Origin of the sequence: Streptomyces milbemycinicus, assembly GCF_002154605.1 — a bacterium.
Classification (GTDB): Bacteria; Actinomycetota; Actinomycetes; order Streptomycetales; family Streptomycetaceae; genus Streptomyces; species Streptomyces milbemycinicus.
The window spans coordinates 1-1,068 of record NZ_MUNE01001067.1; the positions used below are offsets into that span (position 1 = coordinate 1).

Here is a 1,068-nt window from a genome sequence, read left to right on the forward strand (position 1 = left end):
CGTCTCCGGGCGGCGACGGCATGGGCATCTGTTTGGCGGCGACGGCGAAGAGCACCAGGGTCGCCGTCCAGGCGAGTAGATGGTTGGGGACGATCTTCCACCAGCGGCGCCGCCAGAACGAGGCGGGCCGGTCGCCGGGTCTGTACACCCAGGTCACCACGAACCCGGAGAGGATGAAGAAGGCGCTCACGGCCCCCGCGGCAAACGGCGAGACGATAGCGAGCGACTTGTGCAGGGAACCGTCGAAGATCCCCGAAACGTAGCTGACGTGGTACCAGATGACGGGGCAGGCCAAGATGAAACGCAAGCTTGTTAACGACGGCAGACGGCGGTACGACAGCTCGTCGGACATGGGGTTCCTTGCCTCCTTGATGCGAAGAAGCCAGAACAGGTGAATCAGGCAAACCGGCCCCGACGAGGCTTTTTCGAGTGAACTGCCTTTCGTGAAGGAATACCTGGCGATATCGGCCTGGCCGGGCTGGACCGGATTGCAGGATTCCGCGCTCACCGGCCGAGTGCACCACGAGTACCATAATTCGTCTGCCCCTGGCGACGGGTAGAAATCGCCAACTCGCGCCGAGCCCCCAGGTATTGGACAGAAGTGTGCCGAATACATGGTCCCTTGATTGCGCCGAGTATCCGTATTCGGCGGAGAATTCCGAGCTTCGGCCCTTTGTTGCTGCACTTGACCGAAGAGGGCAGATCGGAGTCACGCTCCGTTCCCTGGGGCGGGTGGATTATCACACTGCGTTCATTGCCTCGTGCTGTCGGTCTGAGTAGCGTTGCCGTCGGTTGTAAGAGTGAACAGGTGAGTTCGTTTTCGGGATATTTTGCGACCGCGGGGTTTCAGGTCACACTGTGGCCGGAGTTACGGGGGAAAGATGCAAGGGCGCAGTTATTCCCTTTGTCTGCGACGACGTTGTTCCTCGCCTTTCTGTGGCCGGTCCGTTGCGGGCTGATCCTGTGTTGTCAGGGCTGAGCGATGCCCTTCTTTCGGGCGTAATCTCGCGATTCGACCGTATGGTCGCCACCCCCTCACCCGCCGTACGCGGAAGCCGACACGTGCGC

At 61.1% G+C, this 1,068-nt stretch carries 1 protein-coding gene; it reads right to left on the reverse strand.

What is annotated here, in order from left to right; translation table 11 throughout:
• Positions 1-508 (reverse strand): acyltransferase family protein (locus tag CCN51_RS51020; protein WP_245881880.1); only part of this gene is annotated, 508 nt, incomplete at its 3' end.
• Positions 509-1,068: the final 560 nt, after the last annotated feature.